Origin of the sequence: Chordicoccus furentiruminis, from assembly GCF_019355395.1 — a bacterium.
Taxonomy (GTDB): Bacteria; Bacillota; Clostridia; order Lachnospirales; family Lachnospiraceae; genus Chordicoccus; species Chordicoccus furentiruminis.
The window spans coordinates 951,049-967,430 of record NZ_CP048829.1 but is presented as its reverse complement, the minus strand read 5'-3'; the positions used below and the strand labels follow the sequence as shown (position 1 = coordinate 967,430).

The following is a 16,382-nucleotide window of genomic DNA, read 5'->3' as shown; positions in this document are numbered from 1 at the left end:
GAACATCATCGGACAGGAGACTTTCAGTGGACATAGATAGAACGGATGACAGCGAACGGCTGCGGGAGTATGTCTCCCGGATGAAGCCGATTTTCAAGCAGCGCGCGGTCTTCAGCGACGAGACACGCTTCTACCGGACGCCTTTCGAGCCGAAGCCGGGCGACAGCGTGACGATCCGGATCCGCACCTGCAAGAACAACGTGGATGAGGTCTATTTCATAAGCGGTTCGACCCGCGAGAAGATGCGGATCGTGGAGACAAGCGGCGGCTTTGATTACTACGAGATCACGATACCGGTCGGCGAGGAGCGGATCCGGTATTACTTCGAGCTGCGCGTCGAATCGAGCTCCTGCTACTACAACAAGCTGGGAATCACAAAAGATCTTTCCGAGAGAAATGCATTCCGCATCACACCTGGATTCCGGACGCCCGAGTGGGCCCGGGGAGCCGTGATGTATCAGATCTATCCGGACCGCTTTTATAACGGCGATCCGTCGAACGATGTCCGGAACAACGAGTACAGCTATCTCGGACGTCATGTGCGCCATGTGGACGACTGGAATCAGCTGCCGGCTGCGGATATCGATGTAGGCAATTTCTACGGAGGCGATCTGGAGGGCGTCGAGCAGAAGCTGGACTATCTTCAGGCACTGGGCGTCGAGGTGATCTATCTCAACCCGATTTTCGTCTCGCCGTCCAACCACAAGTATGACATCCAGGATTACGACCATGTGGATCCTCATCTCACGAAGATCGTGAAGGATGTGGATCATCCGCTGGCTGACTGGAACCACAACAATCAGGAGGCGGCCCAGTACATTGTCCGAGCGACGGATCCGGAAAATCTGGAGGCGTCGGACCGGTACTTCGCCCATCTCTGTCAGGAGATTCACCGCCGCGGCATGCGGATCATCCTGGACGGCGTGTTCAACCACTGCGGTTCCTTCAACAAGTGGCTTGACCGCGAACGGATCTACGAACGCCAGGGCGGTTACGAGAAGGGCGCCTTCATCGACGCCGACAGCCCGTACCGAACCTTCTTCAAGTTCAACAATGAGCACGCCTGGCCCTACAACGAGTTCTGCGACGGCTGGTGGGGACATGCGACCCTCCCGGAACTGAATTACGAGGAAAGTCCGAAGCTGGTGGAGTATATCCTGAATATCGGCCGGAAATGGGTTTCACCGCCTTTTTCCGCGGACGGCTGGCGGCTGGACGTGGCCGCGGATCTCGGGCACAGCCGGGAGTACAATCACTCCTTCTGGAAGCTGTTCCGGAAGGCGGTGAAGGAGGCGAATCCCAACGCCGTCATCCTCGCCGAGCATTACGGAGAGACATACGACTGGCTGCAGGGCGACGAGTGGGATACGGTGATGAACTATGACGCGTTCATGGAGCCGGTATCGTGGTTCCTGACCGGAATGGAGAAGCACAGCGACCAGTTCCGCGAGGACCTTCTGGGCAACGGCGACGCTTTCCGGGACGCGATGACCTATCATCAGGCGAGCTTTATGGCTTCCTCCCTTCAGTGCGCGATGAACGAGCTCGACAACCACGATCACTCACGCTTCCTGACGAGGACGAACCATTACGTCGGCCGCTCCTCGAATCTCGGGACCGGAGCCGCATCGATCAATATCTCCCTGCCGGTGATGCGGGAGGCTGTGCTGATGCAGATGACCAGCGTCGGCGCGCCGACGATCTACTACGGGGATGAGGCCGGCATGGTGGGATTCACGGATCCGGACAACCGGCGGACGTATCCGTGGGGAAATGAAAATCAGGCTCTGATGCAGTTCTACCGGAAGGCGATCGCGCTTCACAAACGGTACCGCGTCTTCACTGAGGGCTCTGTCAAGGATCTCTGCAGCGGCTATCACAGCGTCGTCTACGGGCGGTTCAGCCGGACCGAGCAGTTCGTGATCGCTGTCAATTCCGGGTCGGACCCGATCGCGCTGGAGATTCCCGTCTGGGAGACCGGCGTCACGAGAACGAAAAACACGACGATGACCGAGCTGCTGAAGACCTGGCAGGACGGCTTCTCGGACGAGCCGGTTGTTCATGACGTGATCGCCGGGATCCTGACGCTGGATCTCGCGCCCTTCGAGGCCGTGGTGCTCGCGCAGAATCATCCGGAGAAATGATCGGATATTGAGAGATAGACCGGGGAGGCTTTGCCTCCCCGGTTTGGTTTTTCCGACGTTATTTCGTCCCGCCGAAGAAGATTACGGCCATATAGCGTATGACGACATAGAGGACGAAGGCAGACGCAATCGCTGTCTCGATGGCGGCGACAGGTCCGAGCATGGGCAGCGGCCTGCCCATTTTCGCCGCGCACATCATCGTCTGTTTTGTGGCGATCGCCGTGATGACCAGGGGGAAGGTGAACGCCGCAAGACTCGGGTAAAAGGGCAGCGTGAGGAAACGCAGGGCCGGAAGCAGGGCGGCGAGGTAGATCAGATTGGCGCAGACCGTCATCGCGGCCAGAAAGCCGAAGGATTTCGGCGTCACGCTCTGTACATAGCCTGCAACGCAGAGACTGAGCGGAGCGGCGTAGATCACCACCAGCGAGCGGGCCGGTTCGGGAGCGGGAATCCGGGTGTAACGCAGCGTCACCGGAACCAGAAGAATCAGGAAGCAGATGAAGCCGAACCAGAATACTCCGCTGCCGAAGGCGGCGGCTCCGTAGGCGGGGGCTGTGACGGAGGCGACGACGATGCCGACATAGACGATGAAGTACACGGTAAACACGTTCTTCAGGTCAAAATGGAAAAGGAACGTTACCGTAAAGTATACAATCAGCACGGTGTGCAGCACGATGGCCGCGGCCCAGACGGCGAATGCGGCGCCTCCGATAAAGGGCTTTGCATAGACGGTCAGCAGCATCAGCGCCATCGGAAAGGTCCCGCTGATTCCGGCGAGGATCGGATTTTTCATATCCTTCCGGAACTGCTTCGGAAAGAGGATCAGTTTGGCGAGAAGCAGCACCAGCATCATCACTGCGAGACATCCGCAGATCCCGCGGAGAGCTTCAGAGACGCTCTGCAGCAGGTTGCCGAGTGCGGCGGTGCCCAGCATGACGCCGGACAGAGGGAGCGGAACCCTCCGAATCATCTGTTTCATCAGAGGACCTCCTTCTTCGGGGGAAGGTAGGGTGCTTTGAGGCCGGAGACCGGCTCGGAATCCGTGTTGACGACGCCCAGCTCCCGGCAGAGAATTTCGGCCGCCTTTCCCGCGCAAAGGCCGGTGAACGCGATGCACTGCTCCTTATGCTCCCCGCTGCTCATATCAAAACCCTTCGTGAGAACCCGGCAGCAGACGGCATGCTTCGCATTGGCCTCCCGGAACCAGTCATGAAGCTCATGGGTCAGCGCCATGCAGTGATTGACCTTCGGATCCTTGGGACCGTCCTGTGTCGTCCGGCCGAAGAACAGGCTGAGAGCCAGAATGCCTCCGTTCAGGGCGCCGCACATACAGCCGGATCTCCCGGCGCCGACCGCCATTCCGGACGACATCGCGATGACCTCCTCCGGTACGTCCGCCTCGAAATCGCTGCGGATCGCGGACATGACGGCTTCACAGCAGAAGAAGCCCCCGCGGTACAGATCCTCCGCATGTTTCTGGACCGCCTTTGGACTGACCTGCTTTGCGTGATAATTCACCATAGTGACACTCCTTTCTGACATTTGATTTGTCTATTTTACCATAGCGGAGCGGCATGGATTGATTGAATAATTCATGTATGCTATCATTATGATAAAAATTCATAATAAATAAAGAGGAGAAAGGCGTATGGATCTGAAGCAGGTCAGGAGCTTCGTGGAGGTGGCCCGGGTGAAACGGTTCACGGAGGCGGCGGAGCGTCTCCATCTCTCGCAGCCGGCGGTCAGCGCCCAGATCCGTGCGCTGGAAAAGGACCTGGGCGCCGAGCTGCTGGAGCGGACGACCAAACGGGTCCGTCTGACAGAGAAAGGAAGGCAGTTTTACACTTATGCCGTGCGGATCATGGAACTGGAGCGGACGGCGAGGGAGAAGATGGTCTCTCCCGGCGGCCATGTGATCACGCTGGGAGCGTCCACGATTCCTTCCTCCTGCCTGCTGCCGCCGGTGCTGGCTTCGTACCGGCGGGAGAGACCCGACTGCTTCTTCCGGGTGCTTCAGTCCGATTCACAGGCTGCTGTCGGACTGGTGCTTGACGGCACAGTGGATTTCGCTGTGGTGGGCGACACGCCGGAGGACCCGGCTCTTGCCGTCCGGGAGCTTTGCCGGGACCGGCTCCTTATCGTGACGCCGGTCAGCGAGCATTACATGGGGCTGAAACATCACGGAGCCGCGCTGGAACAGCTTCTGGAGGAGCCGGTGATTCTGAGGGAGAACGGATCCGGCACCCGGAAGTATTTCGACCGGTTCCTGGAAAGGCATGGAATACGGAGGGAAGACCTGAATGTCGCGGCCTGCGCCAACGATCTTGAGGCGGTTCGGAGAATGGTCGCGGGAGGAATGGGGATCTCGATGATGTCAGCCTTTGCCGTGCAGGATTTGATCCGAAGCGGACAGATCATTGCCTATCAGACGGAGGAGGAGATCAGCAGGCGGTTCTGTCTGGTCTGGCGGAAGAAGCATACGCTGACAGAGGACGAGCGCCGTTTCGCGGATTATCTGAAGAAGCATGTGCCGCAGCCGGAATCGGATCGGATGGAAAGACATGCGGCATCCGCGGCACCGTCAGGGACACAAGGGCGCCGTGAACCTTATGATTCGGGCAGCGCTTCATAAAACATCACGAGAGTGGTTATCAGATAGGGGAGAACCCAGACCGTGGCGATTCCGGCGGTGAGGAGGCAGAGAAATCCGTAGCCGATGAAGGAGAGAAAAAGGCGGAGAAGCTTCAGCCTGTTTCCGCGCATCAGACGGCGGCTCGTCCTCATCGACTCGAGCGCGCCGACTGATCCGCCGGGCTGTCGCCTGTCATCCATGAGGATCAGTTCGGACATCGAATAGACCAGACAGAACCAGACAGAGAGAACGGCGGCCGCCGCTGACCAGACCGGAATGAAGATCCGGAAAAACAGGGACGGCGTGCCTCCGGAAGTCAGGGTAAGGAAGACCAGCGGGGCGGCCAGCGCGGCGATCACGCCGCAGCGGATCAGGGAGACAATCAGGAAACGGTCCGGTTCTCTCCGGTACGGTTCGATGAGATCGGAGAGAGAGGCGTTTTCTTTCCTTTTTAAACGAAGAAAAAAGAGGAGTCCGCCGTCTTCCAGAAGGCTGGTCAGCAGCCGGAGGACGAAGCCGACCAGAAGGGACATCAGAAAGGCTTTCCGGCTGATGCCGAAGAGGGAGAGCAGGGCGGCTTCCGTGAAATTCACGCAGAGCAGCGTAAGAGAGACGGACACACAGCCGGACCAGCGGCCGTCAAGCAGGATGCGGGCCTCCTGACGGAGAGTGGTGTTCGTTTCCTTTATCATGCGCAGTCTCCCTTCTGAAAGCCGGACATTTTTGCGGCAGTCCGACTGATGCGGCGTCAGCCTTTCCGAACAGCGGTTCCTTCCTTTTGCGTTTCCGCTACACTTCGACTGTCCCGGACGAGACGGATTCCGCTTCCGATCCACGGAACTCCTTCGCGGCCGCGCTGGCGTTTTCCCGCGCCCGGGTGCCCGCATCGATGTTCGGATTCTGAGGATTCAGGATGGAGCCGGATTCAAACGGTGTACCCGCGCCTCCGACAGCCCGGATCACCGCGCTGTAGATATCGGACTCGAAGGATTCGACCGATTCCTGATCCGTCACATCAAGATTCCGGGCGTCGCGGACAATCTGATCCCACGATCCGCTCGAGACGAGAAGTGAGACGACGAGGATGACGTTTACGGCAAAAGCGGCGATGCTGACGACGCACATCGTGAGCGCGGCCCGGGCCTGACGGCTGAAGCGGCGCCGTCTGGACAGACAGGCAAACAGGACGCCGAGCAGTCCGAAGAAAACGCCGCCCCCGAACAGCATCGTGAGAAGGGAGAGGACGCCGCAGGCAAAGGCGGCCCGTGACATCCCGTTTGAGCGGTATTCGTCCGGCACCGGTCCGTAGTCAGGATCGTTCATCGGACGCATGCCGTGATCGTCGGGGCCGTTCCAGTAGGCTTCCGGCGGCTCATCGGATGAACCCGGATCCTCACGGCTGACACGCCGCCAGTAATCGGGACCGGATTCGCCGGGACGCGGCGGATCCGGCTCCGATTTTATGATATTGTCCGTATACTTCCATCTGCTTTCCATATCGACTCTTCTCTGCAACGGATTGCTATCTCCAAAGTATAACGCAGCGAGGGAGGGAACTCAAGCCGAACGGCCGCCGCGACAGGGTTGTTTCATGAATACTGTTCCGACCCGCTTTATACTATGAATCACGTCATTTTTACATTCCCCTGCTCCGGACGGGCGGGTTTGATTCCTAGAAACGTCGCTTCCGCGACGTTTCTTCCTTATTGGGCGGGTGCGTCCGGAATATCACCCTTTTTCCCTCATGAAAAAGCGCAAAATACCCCTCTCTACCTTTACAGAGCCTTCCGGATTACCTATACTTTAATTGAGGCTCAGTATGGGTGAGAAGAAATATTTCGTGATCAGATCCGGACTATCAGCAAATATGTCCATCCTTTCAGTCATAACGCCTGGGGATATTTCTTCCTTAAAGGCTATCCTCAACACGTTATAACTGATCTTTCTGATCAGGGCCAGATTATTCCTGGATCTTTTAGCTGGTGAGCGATCTTCCCGGAATGTATCGTCCAGCACATGATGAAGACTGTTCTCTATCATCCAGTGCTGCCGTTTGATCTTTGCCATCTCATCCAGACTGAGCTCTCTGTCTGATACCACCCCGACCATCTGGACCTTTGCCGATCTCCCGTCATCAGCGTCTGCCCCTATTGTTTTTTCCCTGTTTTGTAAAAATGTCTTTTCATCTGGCGTTGTCTCCTCGCCTTTCTCATTTCTCCGGACTGGTATCCGTATCTGCCGTACACATCCGACCGTTTTTACAGATCCCCAGTCCCTCATGGTCCGTTCCAATACCGTCGGGTCATGACACACCTGGTAGTATCGATGTTCATGCCGTTCCCTGTTTTTTTCATAGTGGTCATCCTGCTCATACTTTGCGAGGAGTTCCTGGTACCGCTTTTTACAGGATCCATCTGCCTGACTGTCTTCGTAGGTCTTTCCCAGTTCCTGAAAAGTTCTGACCAGATCTTCATATGTCTCTGGATTGTTCCTTTTTACGGTCAATACATAATGACCGCCCGCCTGCACGATCTGCTCCATGATACCAGTATTGGTGCCGATCGCGTCTATAGTCACTGTACTTCCCCGGATATTCAGCAGCTTCAGTAACTTCGGTATCGCCGCGCATTCGTTTTCCTTACAATCAATGGGATATTGGCACAGTACGAGCTTCGTCTGCGCGTCGATCACATTCATGATCATAGGGGTCCGTTCGCCCCGGACCTTTGATGTTGCCCCGCGCAGCGCTTTCCCATCAATGATCAGATGCAGTCCCCGTGAGTCCAGGATCTCTCCGATCCATTCCATAAAGGCATAAAGAAACAACTCCTCGTCGATCGAAGACATCAGCCTGCTGACCGTTGATACGGATGGGACCCCGTTTTTCAATGTCATCCCTGTACGGAGAAATGATATATGGCGTTCGCACCACTCCATCGCCCTGCGATAGGATGTCTTTCCCGCCGCATATCCTATAGCCAGGCACAGCAGTATCTCCGCATGGTCGTGGCGCCGGTTCCGTTCTTTTCTTGGGTCCGGAACTGTCCGAAGGAACTCGATCAACGGCCTTACATAGCAGGCAGCCCCAACAGCTTAGCCGACCTCCAGTTCTATCCCGGCCCGTTCCAACAGGGCTTTCTGCTCGGATGTGATCCTGGAGATGACTGCCTCTTTCTCCAGATAAACTTTATATATCGTATTCAGGGAAGTGAGTTCTTCCCATTCGATCCCCGTTGCCTTGAAGATCCGCCGGATGAGAGATGACTTCTGCGCCGCGAACTGATAGCGGAATTCATCCTCATCTTTGATGACATACTCCTTTCCCAGAAATGTATTCGGAGAATCCTTTTTGATCAGGATCCGAAGGACATCTTCCCAATCATCCCCAAGAGGTTTTTTCCAATCTTCCGGGCAAAGATCCCATACTGCTTTTGAAAAACCGTATTCCTTTACCTCAATGGAACTGACAGATACTTTCCTCATGTCACTTTTGATCACTCCGTCCGGTGTGATCTTTCCGAGATAACGGTCGACCGGCTGCGGGTATTTTTTGCCAGGCACACGTTTTGAAGTACGCTTGTAAAGATAATAAGCGTCTCCTTTTTTCTTCACAGTAGTTCCTTTCGTCCGAAACTTCTGCACCCACTCTGGATAGACTTTATCCAGCTTCTGCATAATGCCTCCTTTCTGTATAGGTGGCATATACCTATACTATAAAGACATTATACCTCTACAATGCAAAAAAATCGAGGGTAGCAATTGACATGTATATCAATCGCTATCCCCGATAAAAACTGAGATGTAACCTATCTTAATTTCTCTTCATGAAACAGCCCTGCCGCCGCGAAGGCAGTCAAGTACCGATTTTGCCGGGGCGCTTTTTCGTTTTCGGAATTGGCGATCCACCGCGGAAGGAGTATGCTGATGACGGAGACGGATACGCCCGGAACGACAGAGCGCGGTAAGCCGGGCCTGATCGGCGTTCCGGCGGGACATAAGTCGACTTCCGCCGGCGTCTTTTTTCAGCGGCGGAGAATGGACCGGAACGGGAAAGGAGGGCGGCTTATGCTTGGAATCGGCCGCGGGCAGGTGAAGACAAATCGGACCTATACGATTGAGGAGCTGTATGCCGCGATCCGGGATCATGTCTTTCCGGCCGGTTCGCCGGCGCTCGCGAAGCACGGGCTCTGCGTGATCATCGCCTTTCCGCCGATTGACCGGAGAAATCAGGTATGGATTCTTCCGCAGACCGGGAAGGGAGAGAGAAGGACCAGCACCTTTCGGGTACAGAGAGGGGAGGCGGCCTGCGCCTCTGTGATGGCGGCTGATCCGGCGTATACGGAACCGTCCGAAGGGATTTTCCCGATTGGAAGCTTACTGGGCGGACCCGCCCGGGCCTGCCGGAGGCTGGCGGAGCGGACGGCGGAGGAGCTGAGGGCGATGAACCTGTGAGTATACGGCGTTTCCGGCGAAAGAAGGCTGACGCCGGATGCGGGACATGACGGGGAAGGAGCGGGGTTTTCCGGGAGAAAGGCGCCGGTGACGGGACGCCGGCTTTCCGGACCGGGAAGGAAAGCCGGCAGACGAGGAGGGAGAGATGGAGCAGCTTCGAATCGGGATCTGCGAGGATAATCGGGAGGACCGTCTGCGGCTCATCGGACTGATCAGGCAGGAGCCGGGCCGTCATACGCTGGAGGAGGCCGGATCGGCGGAGGAGATGCTTCGGACCTACTATCCGGGAAAATACGATCTTCTCCTCCTTGATATTTATATGGAAGGCATGACCGGCATCGAGGCGCTGACAAAGATCCGGACCATCGACAGCGGCGTGGAGGCGGCAATCGTCACGACCAGCGAGGACTTCACGCTGGAATCGTACCGCCTGCACGCGATCCGTTATCTGGAGAAGCCGGTGCAGAAGAAGGAGCTCGAGGATCTTCTCCGCTTCTGCATCATGAAGAAGGAGGCGGAGCCTCATTTCATGATCGAGTCGGACGGAAGGGTGATCCGGATTCCGTTCGGCCTGATCGACTATATCGAGCAGCGCGGCAGGATGCTGGTGATCTGCCGCAGCGACGGCGATCCGCTCACCGTCACGGGACGTCTGGATGAAATCGAGCCTCAGTTTCCCGCGAAGGCCTTTTTCCGATGCCACAAGAGCTATCTCGTGAATCTTGCCCGGATCCGCCGTCTGGACAGGGAACTGATGACGTTCGTGATGGAAGACGGCTCTCAGGTTCACATCCGAAGACAGAGCCTCCCGGCCGCCCGCCGCGCGTATGAAAACTGGCTGTTCCGGGTGACGAAGGGATTTGAGGCCGGATGCGGGCAGGAAGCGGATTCATGACAGGAGAGGAGGCGGAGCCGTCGCATGAAGATGAGCGGAGTGATCCGGCTGTCCGGCGTGCTGGCCGCGGCGCTGGCGGTCGTCGGAATGATCGCCGCCGTCATGGCCTGCTCAAAATGGGAGGAGCGGGTCGGCGGAGCGAAGAAGGTGCGGGTGATCCGTGAGGCGGAGATCACGGTGGACGGGACGACGGAGTTCCGTACGCTTCCGCTGCGCATCGGATCGCTTGCTCCCGGTACATCCGTGACGGCTGCATACACCATCGAAAGCGACGGAAACAGCTGCATCCAGGTGAGAAGCGCCTTTGCCCCTCTCGAGGTGGAAATTGACGGCAGAACGGTCTACCGTTTCGGCGCAAAGGGAAGCCGTCCGTCCTTCATGAAGGATCCGGGGACCATGATCCGGTGGATCCAGGTGGAGGAGGCGGGGAGACACCGGGTGACGCTTCATTTTACGTCGCCGAACAGCCGGACCGCCCTTGTGGTTTCCGCGATTCTTCTCTCCAATCAGTCCGGTCTTCTGCGTTATTACATGAATCATATGGGTCCGGCGATGTCGGAAAGCGCGGTACTGGTGGTCGCGGGGATCCTGCTGGCCTTTCTCTCTCTCTTTGTGATTCCGCTCGAAAAGCAGGGAGCGCTTCTGCTCTGGGTCGGTCTGTTCGCGCTGAGTACCGGCGTGTGGGGCGTCAGCGGCTGCGACATGGCGCTTCTTTATCTGAACGACCCGAATCTGATGTACGTGCTGAGCTATCTGAGCTTTTTCGTAATGCTTCTGCCGCTGGAGAGGTTCCTGATGGACAGCATCGGATTCTGCCATCCGCTTCCGTTCCGGATCCTGAACGATACGCTGCTGGGCGCGTCCGCGGCGGCGATCATTCTTCAGCTGGTGGGAATCGTGATGTTTACCGAGAGCGTATGGTTCTTTCAGCTGTTCCTGATCGTGTCGCTTCTTTCCTTCACCGCCGGAATCGTGTATGAGGCGGTGAGGCGCCGGAACCGGACGGCGCTGGCGATGCTGGTTCCGATGGTGATTCTGCTGACCGCTTCGCTTCTGGAACTGCATTTTTACAGAAAGAGCGTCGGCTATTCGGATTCGCGCTATTTTCTGACAGGCGCCGTGGTCTTCTGTTTCTGCATGAGCATCGTCGGCGCGTTCAGCATCCGCAGATCCGTGCTGATCCGCCGGCGTGAGCAGGTTCAGGAATATGAGATTTTTCTGCTTCAGCGGGAACTGACGGAACAGCAGAAGTATCAGGCCGCGGTGCTGCAGCAGGAGGAAAGGCTCCGGAGGCAGCGGCATGATTTCCGCCATCAGCTGACGGTGCTGAAGGAGTACAGCCTGAAAGGAGAAAAGGAGGAGCTGAACCGGTTTATCGATCTGATGATCAAGTCGATTCCGAAGAATCGGGACGTGCGGTACTGCGAGAACCGCGCCGTGAACGCGGTGATTTCCTACTATGCGTCCGTCTGCTCGGAGATGGGCGTGCAGCCGGAGATCCGCGTGACGGTTCCGCCGCATCTGACGACGGTTCAGGAACGGGATCTGTCCGTTCTGTTCGGGAATCTGCTCGAGAACGCGATGGAGGCATGTCAGCGGATGCAGGATACCGGGAAGCGGTTCATCCGGCTGACATCCGTGATGCATCTGAATACGCTGGTCATCCGGATGGAGAACAGCTACAGCGGGCGGCTGCGCCGCTGGGGACGCTTTTATCTGTCAGGCAAACGGGATGAGGTGGGGATCGGGCTGACGTCCATCGCCTCGATCGCGGACGCGGCGGGCGGGAACGCCTCCTTCTATCCGGAGGGGGACGTGTTTGTTTCCGATGTCTATCTCACGCTGGAGACAGAGGAGAACTGAGCGAGTCACGAGAATACGTCAGCGGAGAAACCAGCGGTTGAGCTCGCTGCGGAAGGCGGTGAACCGCTTCTCGGGGATCGGGAGAGTCTCGCCGTTTTTCAGCGTGAGACGAAAGCGGGTGATGTCGTCGACGGCCAGCGGATTGACGAGATAGCTGATATGGGGTCTTAGAAAGCAGTCGCCATACTCCTCCTGAATCTGCGAGAGACGCTCCATGCAGGGAACTGTCTGCGCTTCGGTGTGCACGGCGGTATGCCGCCCCCCGTCCGTGCTCTCGATGTAAAGGATGCGCTCCGCCGGAAAGTAGCGGCTGCTGCCGTCTCTTCCGCGGAGTACGCAGCGGTGTCCGGAAGAATCTGATTCATCATGGACGTACAGGGCGTCCGTGGCGGAATCGGCGGCCGACTGAGCGTAGAGGCTGACCGCCTCGATCGCCTTCGCGTTGGAGATATGGACCATGGTGATCCGAAAATCCCGGCGGGACGTTCCGTCCGGCTGAGGGCAGCGTCTGAGCGTCCATGAATAATGCAGCCGCTGATGATGGACATGGAAGGTCCCGTCCGGGAAGCGGGTGACGACCTCGTAGATCAGGAGGATCTCCCAGCTGCTTGTGCCGGACGAAACGTCGTAGAGCTGAATGTCCCCAAGCTCGAAGGCGAGATCGGTTTTCGCCTCGCGGAAGAACCGGGTCAGTTCCTCACGGCCGCGGATGAGCTGGCCGAGCCGCGGACCGACCCAGATGATATTCTCGTCAATGTAATGGAGTGCCGGCTCGATGTTGTTCCGGTAGTATTCGGTGATGATCCGGATCGAGAGATCCTCGAGGCTTGTGTTGTTCATGACGGTCGATTCCTTTCCGGCCGGAACAGGAGGGCGCCCGACCGCCGATCTGCCGGCCGGGCGCCCGAATACGGTTTCTTCTGCGCTGTCCGGGCCGCTTCAGTATAGCATGGGCGGTCCGGATCGCGTCATCACACAAAGGCAATTCGCAAAATTTTCATATTTTTCGGTGCAATTAATGGTTGCCATTACGCTCGTTTCCTGTTATGATGATTCTCGATCACTCGGGGGTATAGCTCAGCTGGGAGAGCGCTTGAATGGCATTCAAGAGGTCATGGGTTCGAATCCCACTATCTCCATGGAGCAGGATCCGTGCAATGGTATATCCGTTCCGGCTTTTGCTCGTTTGCATGCGCGTGTTTGAGGGGCGCACGACGATGCGTCACGGCAGGCGCGGTTTATTGCGTGCATTTTGAAAGGGGATTTACGGATGAAAAGACAGATCAGAGCTGCACTGGTTCTGACTGCGTGCGTATCGGCGCTTTCGCTGACGGCATGCGGAGGGGCGAGTACGATTTCTTCTCTTACAGACAGTGATTCGACTACGACGACGGTGGGCGGCAACGCGAACCAGACGACGGCGGTGAACGCGGGTACGGTAACGGTAGCGGGCACGACGTCCGCCGCTTCTTCCACATCCTCCTCGCTTCCGGCGATTCCGGCGCAGGTGGTCGGAAATGCAGCAACAGGCGCGACCACGTCGGGCACGACCGCAGCGACGTCGAACGCGGCCACAGCCGTCACTCCGGCGGCGACTGCGACGCCGGCTCCGACTGCGACACCGGCGGCGGATGCCACCTCCAGCGCGGAGTCCTTTGTGCCGGCGGGCGAGGGCAATACCGCGACGGCGAAGGCAACCGTGAATTTCCGCTCGGAACCGGATACCAGCGATGAAGATAACATCATCGGCGGCATCAAGGAAGGCGAGACCGTGACAGTCCTTGACTCTCAGGACGGATGGTATGAGGTCGAATACAACGGCGAGACCGGATGGGTCAGCTCGAAGTACTTCGAATAATAAACAGGTAAAGAAAAAGGGATCCGCGCCATGAGACGCGGATCCCTTTTTTGGCGGCCGGCTGCAGGAGTGTTCGGATTCATCCGACACGGCTGCCGGCCGCCGGCGCATTCAGCTCCACCAGGCCCGGCCGGCGCAGCCGCAGGGCAGGATGAGACCGTTTCCGGAAACCGGAAGACCGATCTCTCCGGATTCGATTGCGGCGGGGTTTCTGCCGTCCAGCGCGGTGTGCAGCATATAGGTGAGCACGCCGCTCTGAAGGCCGGTGGTGTAGGAACTGATCAGGAAAAAGAGCGGACGGTCGCTCAGCAGCTGCGCGCAGAGCGAAATCAGCGGGAAGACCGTGTCCTCAATCTTCCAGATCTCGCCCTTCGGACCCCGTCCGTAGGAGGGAGGGTCCATGATAACGGCATCGTAGCGGCTGCCGCGCCTGAGCTCGCGCTGCACGAATTTGGTGCAGTCGTCCACGAGCCAGCGGACGTCCCGGAACCCGACGCCGGAGAGCTCCGCGTTCTCATGGGCCCAGGTTACCATGCCTTTCGACGCGTCCACATGGGTGACGGAAGCGCCGGCTGCCAGTGCGGCGCAGGTCGCTCCGCCCGTGTACGCGAAGAGGTTGAGCACGCGGATCGGTCTGCCCGCGTGCTCAATGAGAGGACGGAACCAGTCCCAGTTGGCGGCCTGTTCCGGGAAAAGGCCGGTATGCTTGAAGCTGAAGGGCTTCAGGTGGAACGCCAGATCGTCGTAGCGGATGATCCAGCTCTTCGGAAGATCGAAGAACTCCCAGCTTCCTCCGCCCCGGGCGCTCCGGTGGTAGTGGCCGTTGGGCCTTTTCCAGCCGGAGTGCTTCTTCGGCGTCTGCCAGATAATCTGCGGATCCGGACGGATCAGCAGGTAGCGGCCCCATCGCTCGAGCTTCTCTCCCCCGGATGTATCCAGCACTTCATATTCCTTCCATCGATCCGCGACCCACATAACGTCTCCTTATCCTCATCCGCCTTCTGCCTGTCCTGCGTGCGCCGGCCCGTTTTTGCCCGCCGCCCGGACGCGCCGGCTGCATTTCCCGCATAACCGGTTCCGGCTTCCGGCCGCCGGCTGCATTTCCCTCATCATACATGCAGCGCGGCCTCTCCGCAAGGTGCTGTTGTTGACACGTTCGGGGCGTTGCCTTAAAATCAAGTCGATTATAAGGTTTGACGCAGCATGGAAGAGAGGAGAGTTTATGAAGGCTTACAATGAGATGACCAGAGACGAGCTGCTGAGCGAGAAGGAAGCGCTGGAGCGTCAGTTCGCGGAAGTGAAGGCGCAGCACCTGAAGCTCGATATGTCCCGGGGCAAGCCGTCGAAGGCGCAGCTTGAGCTGTCGAACGAGATGATGGATGTGCTCAACGGCGACTCGTATTTCCTGGACGAGACGGGAACGGACTGCCGCAACTACGGCATCATGGACGGCATTCCGGAAGCCAAGCGCCTGATGGGCGAGATGTCCGAGGTCTCTCCGGATCATATGATCATCTTCGGCAACTCCTCTCTCAATATCATGTTCGATACCGTGTCCCGGTCCTACACCCACGGAGTCTGCGGCAGCACGCCCTGGTGCCGGCTGGACAAGGTGAAATTCCTCTGCCCGGTGCCCGGCTATGACCGGCATTTCCGTATCACCGAGTTCTTCGGCATCGAGATGATCAACATCCCGATGACGCCGGAAGGCCCGGATATGGATCTGGTGGAACAGTACGTAAACAGCGATCCCGCGGTCAAGGGAATCTGGTGTGTGCCGAAGTATTCGAATCCCCAGGGCTACAGCTATTCCGACGCGACCGTGCTCCGTTTCGCCCGGCTGAATCCGGCGGCGGAGGATTTCCGGATCTACTGGGACAACGCCTACTCGATTCATCATCTCTATGACGAGCCGGAGAAGCAGGACGTCATACTCGAGATTCTGGATGAGTGCGAGAAGGCGGGACACCCGGATATGGTCTACAAGTTCATCTCCACGTCGAAGGTGACCTTCCCCGGCTCGGGTCTCGCGGCGCTGGCTTCCTCGAAGCGGAACCTTGAGGATATCTCGAAGTTCATGCAGGTTCAGACCATAGGCCACGACAAGCTGAATCAGCTGCGCCATGTCCGCTTCTTCGGCAATATGGCGAACATGCATGCGCATATGTCCCGTCACGCCGCGATCCTGCGCCCGAAATTCGAGGCGGTGGAGAATGCACTTGAGAAGGATCTCGGCGGCCTCGGGATCGCAAGCTGGACGAACCCGAGAGGCGGCTACTTCATTTCCTTCGATTCGATGGACGGCTGCGCGAAGGCGATTGTGGCGAAGTGCGCGGAAGCCGGCGTCAAGCTGACGCCGGCAGGGGCGACCTATCCGTACGGGAAGGATCCGAAGGACAGCAACATCCGGATCGCGCCTTCGTTCCCGACGCTGGAGGAGCTGAAAAAGGCAGCCGCGGTCTTCACGCTGAGCGTCCGGCTCGTCAGCGTGGAGAAGCTGCTGGAGGCGTAAACGGACGGAACGGATCCGAAAGGAGG

General features: G+C 58.0%; 15 protein-coding genes and 1 tRNA gene. 8 read left to right on the top strand and 8 right to left on the bottom strand.

Annotation, left to right across the window (positions count from 1 at the left end):
- Positions 1 to 80: 80 nt before the first annotated feature.
- A complete protein-coding gene (locus G4C92_RS04560; RefSeq protein WP_274941955.1) occupies positions 81 to 2,144 on the top strand; it encodes a glycoside hydrolase family 13 protein in 2,064 nt (687 codons plus the stop codon).
- A 58-nt stretch (positions 2,145 to 2,202) separates the two neighbouring features.
- On the opposite strand, the gene G4C92_RS04555 is transcribed toward G4C92_RS04560, so the two are convergent.
- Both G4C92_RS04555 and G4C92_RS04550 read right to left on the bottom strand, forming a co-directional pair.
- Entirely contained in the window at positions 2,203 to 3,123 is a 921-nt protein-coding gene (locus G4C92_RS04555) for a TDT family transporter (protein WP_274941407.1), read from the bottom strand.
- Positions 3,123 to 3,665, bottom strand: coding sequence for a C-GCAxxG-C-C family protein (locus G4C92_RS04550; protein WP_274941406.1), 543 nt, complete (start codon positions 3,663 to 3,665; stop codon positions 3,123 to 3,125). The genes G4C92_RS04555 and G4C92_RS04550 overlap by 1 nt, the downstream gene beginning before the upstream one ends.
- Before the next feature lie 127 nt (positions 3,666 to 3,792).
- On the opposite strand from G4C92_RS04550, the gene G4C92_RS04545 reads away from it, so the two are divergent.
- Positions 3,793 to 4,776: a selenium metabolism-associated LysR family transcriptional regulator gene (locus tag G4C92_RS04545; RefSeq protein WP_274941405.1), complete on the top strand. Its 984-nt coding sequence runs from the start codon at positions 3,793 to 3,795 to the stop codon at positions 4,774 to 4,776.
- Here G4C92_RS04545 and G4C92_RS04540 read toward each other — a convergent pair.
- The 4 genes from G4C92_RS04540 to G4C92_RS04525 all read right to left on the bottom strand — a co-directional run bounded on the left by G4C92_RS04540 (position 4,752) and on the right by G4C92_RS04525 (position 8,451).
- The gene (locus G4C92_RS04540; protein WP_274941404.1) at positions 4,752 to 5,468 is read right to left on the bottom strand and encodes a DUF975 family protein; all 717 of its coding nucleotides are present in this window, start codon (positions 5,466 to 5,468) and stop codon (positions 4,752 to 4,754) included. The genes G4C92_RS04545 and G4C92_RS04540 overlap by 25 nt on opposite strands.
- A 97-nt stretch (positions 5,469 to 5,565) precedes the next feature.
- Positions 5,566 to 6,273 (bottom strand): hypothetical protein, encoded by a 708-nt coding sequence (locus G4C92_RS04535; protein WP_274941403.1) that lies wholly within the window; start codon positions 6,271 to 6,273, stop codon positions 5,566 to 5,568.
- Between the two features lie 306 nt (positions 6,274 to 6,579).
- Positions 6,580 to 7,839 (bottom strand): ISAs1 family transposase, encoded by a 1,260-nt coding sequence (locus G4C92_RS04530; protein ID WP_274939364.1) that lies wholly within the window; start codon positions 7,837 to 7,839, stop codon positions 6,580 to 6,582.
- 30 nt (positions 7,840 to 7,869) lie between these two features.
- A complete protein-coding gene (locus tag G4C92_RS04525; RefSeq protein WP_274939363.1) occupies positions 7,870 to 8,451 on the bottom strand; it encodes a hypothetical protein in 582 nt (193 codons plus the stop codon).
- A gap of 249 nt (positions 8,452 to 8,700) precedes the next feature.
- On the opposite strand from G4C92_RS04525, the gene G4C92_RS04520 reads away from it, so the two are divergent.
- The 3 genes from G4C92_RS04520 to G4C92_RS04510 all read left to right on the top strand — a co-directional run bounded on the left by G4C92_RS04520 (position 8,701) and on the right by G4C92_RS04510 (position 11,986).
- Positions 8,701 to 9,228 (top strand): hypothetical protein, encoded by a 528-nt coding sequence (locus G4C92_RS04520; RefSeq protein ID WP_274941402.1) that lies wholly within the window; start codon positions 8,701 to 8,703, stop codon positions 9,226 to 9,228.
- Between the two features lie 145 nt (positions 9,229 to 9,373).
- Positions 9,374 to 10,123, top strand: a complete 750-nt coding sequence (locus G4C92_RS04515; RefSeq protein ID WP_274941401.1) for a LytR/AlgR family response regulator transcription factor — start codon at positions 9,374 to 9,376, stop codon at positions 10,121 to 10,123.
- Positions 10,124 to 10,147: 24 nt separating this feature from the next.
- The gene (locus G4C92_RS04510) at positions 10,148 to 11,986 is read left to right on the top strand and encodes a sensor histidine kinase (protein WP_274941400.1); all 1,839 of its coding nucleotides are present in this window, start codon (positions 10,148 to 10,150) and stop codon (positions 11,984 to 11,986) included.
- An 18-nt stretch (positions 11,987 to 12,004) separates the two neighbouring features.
- Here the strand turns inward: G4C92_RS04510 and G4C92_RS04505 are convergent, their stop codons facing one another.
- Positions 12,005 to 12,826: a LytTR family DNA-binding domain-containing protein gene (locus tag G4C92_RS04505; RefSeq protein ID WP_274941399.1), complete on the bottom strand. Its 822-nt coding sequence runs from the start codon at positions 12,824 to 12,826 to the stop codon at positions 12,005 to 12,007.
- A 226-nt stretch (positions 12,827 to 13,052) separates the two neighbouring features.
- On the opposite strand from G4C92_RS04505, the gene G4C92_RS04500 reads away from it, so the two are divergent.
- Positions 13,053 to 13,125, top strand: a tRNA-Ala gene (locus G4C92_RS04500).
- Positions 13,126 to 13,256: 131 nt separating this feature from the next.
- Positions 13,257 to 13,844 (top strand): SH3 domain-containing protein, encoded by a 588-nt coding sequence (locus G4C92_RS04495; protein WP_274941398.1) that lies wholly within the window; start codon positions 13,257 to 13,259, stop codon positions 13,842 to 13,844.
- Positions 13,845 to 13,955: 111 nt separating this feature from the next.
- On the opposite strand, the gene G4C92_RS04490 is transcribed toward G4C92_RS04495, so the two are convergent.
- Positions 13,956 to 14,819 (bottom strand): class I SAM-dependent methyltransferase, encoded by an 864-nt coding sequence (locus G4C92_RS04490; RefSeq protein WP_274941397.1) that lies wholly within the window; start codon positions 14,817 to 14,819, stop codon positions 13,956 to 13,958.
- Positions 14,820 to 15,066: 247 nt separating this feature from the next.
- Between G4C92_RS04490 and G4C92_RS04485 the strand changes: the two genes are divergently transcribed.
- Positions 15,067 to 16,356, top strand: a complete 1,290-nt coding sequence (locus G4C92_RS04485; protein WP_274941396.1) for a PLP-dependent aminotransferase family protein — start codon at positions 15,067 to 15,069, stop codon at positions 16,354 to 16,356.
- Positions 16,357 to 16,382 lie beyond the last annotated feature (26 nt).

Coding starts and splice junctions, on each gene's coding strand:
- G4C92_RS04555 (WP_274941407.1), bottom strand. CDS start 3,123: ATGAAACAGATGATTCGGAGGGTTCCGCTCCCTCTGTCCGGCGTCATG.
- G4C92_RS04560 (WP_274941955.1), top strand. CDS start 81: ATGAAGCCGATTTTCAAGCAGCGCGCGGTCTTCAGCGACGAGACACGC.
- G4C92_RS04505 (WP_274941399.1), bottom strand. CDS start 12,826: ATGAACAACACAAGCCTCGAGGATCTCTCGATCCGGATCATCACCGAA.
- G4C92_RS04510 (WP_274941400.1), top strand. CDS start 10,148: ATGAAGATGAGCGGAGTGATCCGGCTGTCCGGCGTGCTGGCCGCGGCG.
- G4C92_RS04485 (WP_274941396.1), top strand. CDS start 15,067: ATGAAGGCTTACAATGAGATGACCAGAGACGAGCTGCTGAGCGAGAAG.
- G4C92_RS04520 (WP_274941402.1), top strand. CDS start 8,701: ATGACGGAGACGGATACGCCCGGAACGACAGAGCGCGGTAAGCCGGGC.
- G4C92_RS04545 (WP_274941405.1), top strand. CDS start 3,793: ATGGATCTGAAGCAGGTCAGGAGCTTCGTGGAGGTGGCCCGGGTGAAA.
- G4C92_RS04550 (WP_274941406.1), bottom strand. CDS start 3,665: ATGGTGAATTATCACGCAAAGCAGGTCAGTCCAAAGGCGGTCCAGAAA.
- G4C92_RS04515 (WP_274941401.1), top strand. CDS start 9,374: ATGGAGCAGCTTCGAATCGGGATCTGCGAGGATAATCGGGAGGACCGT.
- G4C92_RS04525 (WP_274939363.1), bottom strand. CDS start 8,451: ATGCAGAAGCTGGATAAAGTCTATCCAGAGTGGGTGCAGAAGTTTCGG.
- G4C92_RS04540 (WP_274941404.1), bottom strand. CDS start 5,468: ATGATAAAGGAAACGAACACCACTCTCCGTCAGGAGGCCCGCATCCTG.
- G4C92_RS04490 (WP_274941397.1), bottom strand. CDS start 14,819: ATGTGGGTCGCGGATCGATGGAAGGAATATGAAGTGCTGGATACATCC.
- G4C92_RS04495 (WP_274941398.1), top strand. CDS start 13,257: ATGAAAAGACAGATCAGAGCTGCACTGGTTCTGACTGCGTGCGTATCG.
- G4C92_RS04535 (WP_274941403.1), bottom strand. CDS start 6,273: ATGGAAAGCAGATGGAAGTATACGGACAATATCATAAAATCGGAGCCG.